Origin of the sequence: Barnesiella sp., from assembly GCF_022723415.1 — a bacterium.
Taxonomy (GTDB): domain Bacteria; phylum Bacteroidota; class Bacteroidia; order Bacteroidales; family Barnesiellaceae; genus Barnesiella; species Barnesiella intestinihominis.
Genome location: NZ_JAIJHU010000080.1, coordinates 1 through 9,169 on the forward strand (window position 1 = coordinate 1; position 9,169 = coordinate 9,169).

At 44.1% G+C, this 9,169-nt stretch carries 6 protein-coding genes; 2 read left to right on the forward strand and 4 right to left on the reverse strand.

All coding sequences use genetic code 11. The features are described from left to right. Positions 1–279 precede the first annotated feature (279 nt). The 3 genes from QVD32_RS11980 to QVD32_RS11990 all read right to left on the reverse strand — a co-directional run bounded on the left by QVD32_RS11980 (position 280) and on the right by QVD32_RS11990 (position 4,651). Positions 280–2,040, reverse strand: a complete 1,761-nt coding sequence (locus QVD32_RS11980; RefSeq protein ID WP_118687054.1) for an LTA synthase family protein — start codon at positions 2,038–2,040, stop codon at positions 280–282. 81 nt (positions 2,041–2,121) lie between these two features. Continuing rightward, on the reverse strand, positions 2,122–3,513 hold the full coding sequence (locus QVD32_RS11985; RefSeq protein ID WP_118687053.1) for an MAC/perforin domain-containing protein: 1,392 nt from the start codon (positions 3,511–3,513) through the stop codon (positions 2,122–2,124). 151 nt (positions 3,514–3,664) lie between these two features. Next, positions 3,665–4,651: an O-fucosyltransferase family protein gene (locus QVD32_RS11990; RefSeq protein ID WP_008863144.1), complete on the reverse strand. Its 987-nt coding sequence runs from the start codon at positions 4,649–4,651 to the stop codon at positions 3,665–3,667. Between the two features lie 385 nt (positions 4,652–5,036). Between QVD32_RS11990 and QVD32_RS11995 the strand changes: the two genes are divergently transcribed. Next, entirely contained in the window at positions 5,037–6,014 is a 978-nt protein-coding gene (locus tag QVD32_RS11995) for a glycosyl transferase family 90 (RefSeq protein ID WP_118687051.1), read from the forward strand. 80 nt (positions 6,015–6,094) lie between these two features. After that, entirely contained in the window at positions 6,095–6,547 is a 453-nt protein-coding gene (locus tag QVD32_RS12000) for a GNAT family N-acetyltransferase (protein ID WP_008863142.1), read from the forward strand. Positions 6,548–6,745: 198 nt separating this feature from the next. Here the strand turns inward: QVD32_RS12000 and metG are convergent, their stop codons facing one another. Further along, complete coding sequence (gene metG, locus QVD32_RS12005) at positions 6,746–8,788, reverse strand: methionine--tRNA ligase (protein ID WP_118687050.1); 2,043 nt, start codon at positions 8,786–8,788, stop codon at positions 6,746–6,748. Positions 8,789–9,169: the final 381 nt, after the last annotated feature.

The window sequence follows — 9,169 nt, forward strand, 5'->3', positions numbered from 1 at the left end:
ATAGGGGGGGGGTGAAAGACAAACACGATACATCGTAAGGTATTAACCTCCTCCCCTGTGTTTTGCAACGCAAATATAGGGGAGGTGTCCGCAGGACGGAGGGGTTAAAAATACCCACAGCAAAGGAAACGAATTAAGGTGTCACCCTCTCCCCCTGCCGTGCCCCGTAGCATTACGGGGCGTTTCCGTAAGGAAATATAGGGAAATCGGAGGGGTTAAAAACTAGAAAGAAGAAACAATATAAGAATTTGGTACGACAACAACATCTGGTTCCGATTCTCAAAAATCACTCCTAAAATAATCCCCGCGAATCATCAAGTCCGATATTCGCCACGACTGCTTCATTCTTTCTATCGCCTCGGGACAAATACCGGTTGTATCCCCGGCAATCGTCAAATTCCAAATAGCCGCGACACCCAGATGAGACGGGTCTAGAATGCTCTGCCCCATACCTTTCCAGCCATAATCGTCCAGTCCGGTCAAATCCAGTAATGTCGAATAAATATCTACTTGCCCCATAACTTTCTCGTACCGCATGCCCACCGGCGAATTAATCACGATAAAAGGAGTATATTCAAACGGAGAGACAAGTCCACCACCCTCTTTTGTTTCACACAACGACTGCCGCAAATAAGCCAATCCCTCATGGTCGCCCGTCACGACAATCATCGTCTCGTCGAACAACCCCTCCTCCTGCAATCGTTCGATAAACTTCCCTATTGCATAATCTGTGTAATTGGCAGCCGTCAGGTAATTGTTCAGCACCTCGGGCATTCCCGGAGAAAAAGAAATCCGTTTGTACTCATCGGGAATAATAAATGGTCCATGTCCCGAATAAGTAACCAATTGAAAAAAACAACGAGAACTATCACCGCTTCCGGCTATCTCCTCGGCTATTTTCTCGGCACACTGTTGCAAAAACGGATAATCGCCCACTCTTTTCTTCACTCCCATTCGCTCTTCTTTCGTGAAGGACTTTTCATCATACAATCGGTCGAATCCGAAAGCCATAGCCACACCCTGCTGATTCCACACGATTCGTTTGTCCGAGGTCATACCTATCATGCGACCTTTTTCTCCACAGGCCTGTTTCAAAGCCTTCGCTAGCGAAGGATACCTATGATTCGGGAAACGAATACTGTATGCACCGTTCGCTATCGGCAGCAACCCCGTATTCACCAACAACTGTGCATCGATGGAGCGTCCGCCGCGAACTTGCGTCTGTACACGGGGAGCATACAACGTGCATGAATCTTTCAACCAACGGTTCAAATAAGGAGTTACCTCCTTTCCCTCTACATTCCGTTCCAGCATCCACCCCTCGAACGACTCGGCGAGAATCACCACGCAATGCCTCCTGTGTTCCACCCCGGAAACCGGATACGACCTCGATACGGCCGAGAGCCACCGTTCTATCTCGCTGTGAATCTCCGGCGTAATAGACATACTCTCCTTGACGAACTCATAGCACAAAGTCCCGAACACCGTGAACGTCGGTGTGGCACAAGTATTTCGTTTCTCATACGACCGTTGGAATCCACCTCGAGCAAAAGTCAATCCCACCGTCGCTACGACACAAATCAAGAAGCCCGCTGCAAACCATACGGCCCGACGTCTCGTTTCCGACCGACTCGACCGCAAATCCCCGTATCGGGAAGTATAAAACAACAATCCCAAAGTCATCGCAAAGAACAAACCGTCGTACCATCGGACCGATGCATACACGCTACCCATGAAATCAGCCAAATTACCCGCAAGGAAATAACTGTTCCACGGTATCGCCGTATAATATGTCCGCCAATACATCAAATTGGCAACCAGCAAAATATCCAATAAAAAACACACGATACCGGCATACCACCTCGATCGAAAAAACACCGTGGGGAAAGCGAGCAACAAGGCGATAGCACCCTTAATCAGATAAGACTCCGGCTGGCTGAACGACTGAAAAGTCGTGTCCGAACTCCATATAACATCAAACAAAATAAATTTCAAGAAAATACAAACGGCCAGTGCGACCGGCAAACTCCACCTTTTCATAAATATTCTTTACATTTTGGTCGATACATCGGCATCCCATTCAAAAAGGGATGCCGATAAATTCACAATACGTTTCATCTCCTACGGATACACATAACCCGCATTTCCTTCATATACATAATCTCCCTTTTTATTCCCCTGCCACACGATCGTTACATAATGATCGCATCGGCGCCCATTATAATACATATACAAGGGAACGGTCCCCGGCTCCTGTTTCTCATAAATATATGCCGTGATACCTTCGAGCACATAGTCGCCCTTCTTTTCCCCTTGGTAAACCGGTGTACAATAATGATTTACGCACTCTTTATTATAATACAGATACAAAGGTATCGTTCCCGGTTCCGGGCCTAAATATACATAACCGATTACACCTTGGTATTCCCAAAGACCATTTGCTAAACCTTGCCATACCGAAGTCGCATAATGATCCATTTTGTTAGCACGAAAATACTCATACAACGGGAACAGCTGTTTGAGTCGTTTGGACTCGATATAATCCGCTACCGCTTCTTTAAGCGCAGCTTTCACAGTCGGGTCTGCCGCCAATTCATAAATGGGAATTAATCGGGGCAATTCCACATCGATAAGCCCGGCATTATCGGCATTGACCGTTCTCTGCCAGTCCGCAACAGAGCCAAATCGAGGTTGCTCCTGTATAGGGTCGAAAGTTTCCAGCATCGCATCTGTGCCACCGGTGACATTAATCGTAGCGAGCTGCCGGGAATTATTCACCGCCAAACTGGTATTGACTTGATATTCGTTCCCGATGGAAAACAAATTGAGAACATTGACCTTGAATCCCGCTTTCGTAATCGCCTCGACATTCTCCTTGCCGGCATACGTCTTATACAAGAAACTCACGCGTCCGCCCATACGAATATCGGCCAGCACATGAGTGCCGTAAAAATCTACGATATCTTCGGCAGGCAGTTCGGCGAGATCTTCCCGGAACGTATCGCTCAGATAGTTTTGTAACCGCTCGACCGCCGCCCTTATATAACATCTTTTCAAAGAATAATAATGGTCGCATCCGGCAAAAGAATATTCCGACGAATACGATGTATTTTTTTGATAATTACCGGTTATTGTCAAACTGAATAAAGCCTTTTTCGCATCGACTCCGGTGTCCACATTGTCTCCCACACGTTTCAAATACTCCTCGGCAGTAGTGCCATAATAATATTCTGTCTCTTGCGATGTCGAAGAATCGAGAACTATGCGGTCGAAATTTTCCGCCTCGAACCGGTCTATATCAATAACAGGCAGGGTAACCCCTTTCCCATGACTCATATAATTGCCGGTAACATCATATCCCCACCCCAACACACCATATTTAGGATGAGCCGCCACACGTGTGACAAGAGGCGCAGGCCCTTCTGTATTAAACTCTTCCGGCAAAGTTTCCAGTTCAGAATTACAGGAAAAAAGAAGTGAGCACACTCCGATTGCGTAAATAAAATTTCTCATAGTTTATGATATTTTGGTTAATTAATACTACAAAGATATAATTACATCGGATAGAAATACAAATTTTTCTATAAATATTTTACAACCCAATAAAAAAAATACCTGTTAAAGAAAAACAGGTATTTTACTTGCCCACAAAAATTATATTTATTTAAAACTCGACCTCTTCAAATGGAATATTATTTAATTTCGCCGCTCTTTTGGCAAAACCACTTTTGTACATTTTACCGGTTATCAACAAATATATTTTCTTGGCGTGAGAAAGAACGAAAAAATCGAGAAAAGTCTTCATATGTACTTGAATATCTTGTTGAGAAGTACTATCCATGTGACCGACTTTTCCCGGTAACAAATATACAAAATCCAATTTTGATACTTCTTTTAAAAAACTGCCACTATCGGCAGTAACGAGAATCTTTTTCGAATCGGGATTAGTTTTTCTTAAAAGTTCTATCTGACAAATACAGCTATTTATCAGTTCTCGTTGTTCTTCTGGCGAATAAACAATCTTACCATCAACAGAGTCTCCGAGAAGGTTTTGAAATCGAAAACTTAATGCAATAAAATTCTGACCTAAAATCTGTAAATTTTCATCAATCCAAGACTGTAATATAGGGGCAGGCTTAAACAACTTATTAAACAACAAGCCAAAACGATCGTCGGCATAATACATATTGGTATATATATGAATCTGCCGAAAATCTCGACCTAAATATTTCTCTGCCATTTTACGTTGAAATCGACAATCAGCCTCTGGATAACGGCTGTTGGAATCAATATAAACCGGAGTAGAAAATGTTGGATTATACGAAATTTCACCAGCTCCTATCCTCCAATCGTATTCATTAGGAAGTAATAAATCTTCTAGATTGAATGGGCTTGTAAAATGAATACGAAAATCGACTCTATGATTTAAGCAATATTCATACGTCGAAACGATTCCCCGTAGCCTATCGGCCAATCCTCCATGACTTTTCCTTCCATCGGCCATAAAAACAATCATTTTATTCGTATTTTTCCCGACAGGAAACGCCTCCTTGTAATATGGCAATAAATGTCTGCGTACTTTACGACGAAGACGATATTCTCTATAAAATAAATTATTCAAATTACATTTGACAAAATCTTTTATTCTCATGCGGTTCCAAAAATTACATGTCCTGACAAATAAATCTTAACAAAAACTCATTAAGACTGTAAAAATATAAATAGTTTCTCGGAATCCAACACAAAAGCAACATTTAATAAAACACAATAAATCAATCTGAAAAGAAAACTTTACCGATTTCAAGAAGATACAACAAATATTCACAGCGCATTCACAATAATAAATATAGAATCGAACTTAACCCTCTCCCCCTGCCGTGCCCCGTAGCATTGCGGGGTGTTGCCGTAAGGAAATATAGGGGGAGTGCCCATAGGGCAAGGGGGTTGAATATACGAAAAGGAAATACAAAGACTTTTTCATAAAATAATATTAAAATATTTATCTTTGTTCCCAACACACATAAGACAAAAATACAATGGATAACATTTTTTATAGTATACGCAACGGCAAGAATCCCAAATACAGCTATTATTTGAAATCCTATTTTCTCAGGCTGCTGCCTTTGAAAGCGATTTGTCGAAAAAGGCTGAATAAGATTCTCGCACAAGCTGATACCCGATCCGATAAAAATTACATAAACGACCGGGTGGACTATTACAATCGGCTCGCCGAACCGGTAAAACTACCCGAAGGCTCTCCCCACCTGAACGAACTCAAATTGCAAAGGAAAGGAAAAGTCTATTACTTCGATTCATTCGAATACCTCCGGTACTTCCCCGAAAACCTGCAATGGAACTACTGTTTCGGCGATATCAATTTCATGCCCGATACCCCTTCCATTGTTAAGAGCAGGCCCATTCACAATCAATCGGCAAATGCCATACTATTGAATTTGAACAAAGTGAGACATTTCATCTTCGTCAAGGACAAAATACCGTTCGAAAAGAAAATGGACAAAGTCATTTTCCGAGGAAAAGTCAACGAAGGGAAAACCAAACGCATTGCCTTTTTTAATAAATACTTCGGCAATCCCCTCTACGACTTGGGCGACACCAGTCGCAACGGCAATCCCGCTTGGCGTACCGGTAAGAAAACCATCGCCGAACATCTGCGGTACAAATTTATCCTCGCCCTCGAAGGGAACGATGTCGCCAGCAACCTCAAATGGGTCATGTCCTCCAACTCCGTAGCCGTCATGCCCCGACCCGAATTCGAAACTTGGTTCATGGAGGGACGACTTATTCCCAACTACCACTATATCGAAATCAAACCCGATTTCTCGGACCTCGAAGAGCGTATCGCCTACTATACCGCCCACCCCGACGAAGCCATCGAAATATCCCGCCACGCCAACGAATACGTCAGCCAATTCTTCGACAAGAAACGAGAAAAACTCATTTCGCTTCTCGTCCTGCAAAAATACTTCCGCAAGACCGGACAGTTGGAACAATGAAAGCCATGATTCACAAATGATAATCGGCACTTTTTGTATCTTTACATTCGATAGTTTATAAACGACAATTACCCCAAAAAATGGAAATAGAAAAATTACAATCCTTATCAGACGAAATTTTAGACGAACTGTTGATCGTATGGGAAAAGTCGGTACGCAGTTCCCATCATTTTTTAAAAGAAGAAGATATAGAATACTTCAAACCTTTAATAAGAAACCAATATTTCCCGGCTGTCAAACTGTTTGTAATACGCAATGAGAACGGGCGGATTGCCGCATTTATGGGATTAAGCGACGACATGCTGGAAATGTTGTTCGTACTGCCCGAAGAACAAGGACACGGTTACGGCAAAGCATTCGTGGATTATGCCATCGACAAATGCAATATCTACAAAGTAGATGTAAACGAAGATAACGAACAGGCTTACAAATTTTATTTGCACATGGGTTACGAGGTTATAGGACGAGATGAATTGGATCCTTCTGGCAAACCGTTCCCTATCCTGCATTTACAACAACCGTCAAGTCATTGAAAATAAATCCTCCACAGGGCTAAAATTCATGATTCTGTGGCTTTGAGGAATCAAAGTATACCACCCTTTAAAAACCTCACGCTTAAAAATCTACACTCAATAATTGTTGTTTGCAGAAACGAATCTTTTCAAGCCGAACTAAAAAAGCCCCGATACTTCGTTCGGTATCGGGGCCACAATTTTTATCAAGATTCCAAGTTATTTCACTTCCGAACCGGGAGCGATTTCATCGGTCGCCGGGGAGATGACAATCAAACGCCCGTCGGCATCCTCGGCCGAAAGAATCATACCCTGCGACTCGATACCCTTCAATTTGCGAGGTTCGAGATTAGCCACGAAGCACACATTCTTACCCACCAAATCTTCGGGAGCATAATGCTTGGCGATACCCGATACGATCGTACGTCCGCCCAAACCATCGTCGATACGGAATTGCAGCAACTTGTCGGCTTTGGGCACTTTCTGACATTCCAGCACTTTACCCACCCGAATATCCAATTTCATGAAATCGTCGAAAGCGATATTCTCCCGTATCGGCGCAGCCTTGTGATTCTTCAATTCATTGGCTTTCTTCGTCTCCAACAACTTGTTCACCTGCGCCTCGATCACGCTGTCTTCTATCTTCTCGAACAGCAACTCGGCCTTACCCAACTCGGCTCCGGCAGGCAAAATATCGGTACGTCCCAGCATATTCCAGTCACAATGTCCCAAATGCAACATTCCCCGCAGCTTCTCGGCAGAGAAAGGTAGGAATGGTTCGAAAGCGATAGCCAGATTGGCCGTAATCTGCAACGAAAGGTTCAATATCGTCGCCACCCTGTCCATATCGGTTTTCGCCAGCTTCCACGGTTCGGTATCGGCAAGATATTTGTTCCCGATACGAGCCAGATTCATCGCCTCCTTCAAGGCATCGCGAAAACGGTAATGGTCGAGGTAATTCTCCACCTCGGCTTTCACATCGGCAAACTCCTTCAATGTTTCCCGGTCATAGTCGGTCAATTCACCTGCAACCGGTACTTTACCGTCGAAATATTTATGAGTCAGCACCAAAGCTCGATTCACGAAATTGCCGAGAATAGCCACCAATTCATTATTGTTACGCGCTTGGAAATCTTTCCAAGTGAAATCGTTGTCCTTCGTCTCGGGAGCGTTAGCCGTGAGCACATAACGCAGCACGTCCTGTTTGCCGGGGAACTCTTCGAGATACTCGTGTAACCACACCGCCCAGTTTCTCGAAGTGGAAATCTTGTCACCCTCCAAATTCAAGAACTCGTTGGCCGGCACATTATCCGGCAAAATATAACTCCCCTCGGCTTTCAGCATCGCAGGGAAAACAATGCAGTGGAATACGATGTTGTCCTTGCCGATAAAGTGGACCATCTTCGTATCCTTGTCTTTCCAATAAAGTTCCCATTTATCGGGAAGCAACTCTTTGGTATTCGAGATATACCCGATAGGAGCATCGAACCACACATACAATACCTTACCTTCGGCGCCTTCCACCGGTACGGGAACCCCCCAATCGAGATCACGACTCACCGCGCGAGGTTGTAACCCCATGTCGAGCCACGATTTGCATTGTCCGTACACATTCGGTTTCCATTCCTTATGCTCTTCCAAAATCCATTGGCGCAAGAACGGTTCCCACTTGTCGAGAGGCAGATACCAATGCTTTGTCTCCCGCAAAACAGGCTGATTTCCCGTAATGGCCGATTTGGGATTAATCAAGTCGGTCGCATTCAACGATGTGCCGCAAGCCTCGCATTGGTCGCCATAAGCATGTTCGTTGCCACAGTGCGGACAAGTCCCGGTAATATACCGGTCTGCGAGGAACTGGTTAGCCTCCTCGTCGTAATATTGCATCGAGGTCTTCTCGATAAATTCGCCTTTATCGTACAACTTCCGAAAGAAATCGGAAGCCATTTCGCTATGAATCTTGGAAGTCGTGCGAGAGTAAATATCGAAAGAGATTCCAAACTCCTCGAACGATTTTTTAATAATATTGTGATAACGGTCCACGATATCCTGCGGGGTCACTCCTTCGGCCTTCGCCTTAATCGTGATAGGCACGCCATGCTCGTCGCTACCGCCGATCATGATCACATCTTCGCCTTTCAACCGCAGATACCGGGTATAAATATCTGCCGGGACATATACTCCCGCCAAGTGACCTATATGCACAGGGCCGTTGGCATAAGGCAAAGCGGTGGTAACCAATGTACGTTTGAAATTCTTCTCCATATATCGTATTATTTTCTATCGAATCACTTGGATTAAAGAGGATCTGCACCGATCGAGACCGGTCTACCGTAACCTCTGGAATACAACTCATTTTTTTTGCAGAGTGCAAAGATAGTGCAAGCCGAGAGTAGAAACAAATTTACTTGGTTATACCGAGGCGCAATCTATATTCGCATACTGCAAAGATACAAATTTCCCACCGAACGAAATACCTCGAATTATACTTTTTACGGCATAGACTCATGAAACTTGCCCACAAGACAACTTCTTGGGATAGTTTAAAGACCCATTCATTCAACCCCTCCGTCACTATGTGCCACCTCCCCTATGGCTGCGCCACACCCCGCAATGCTACGGGGCACGGCAAGGGAGGAGTTTAAA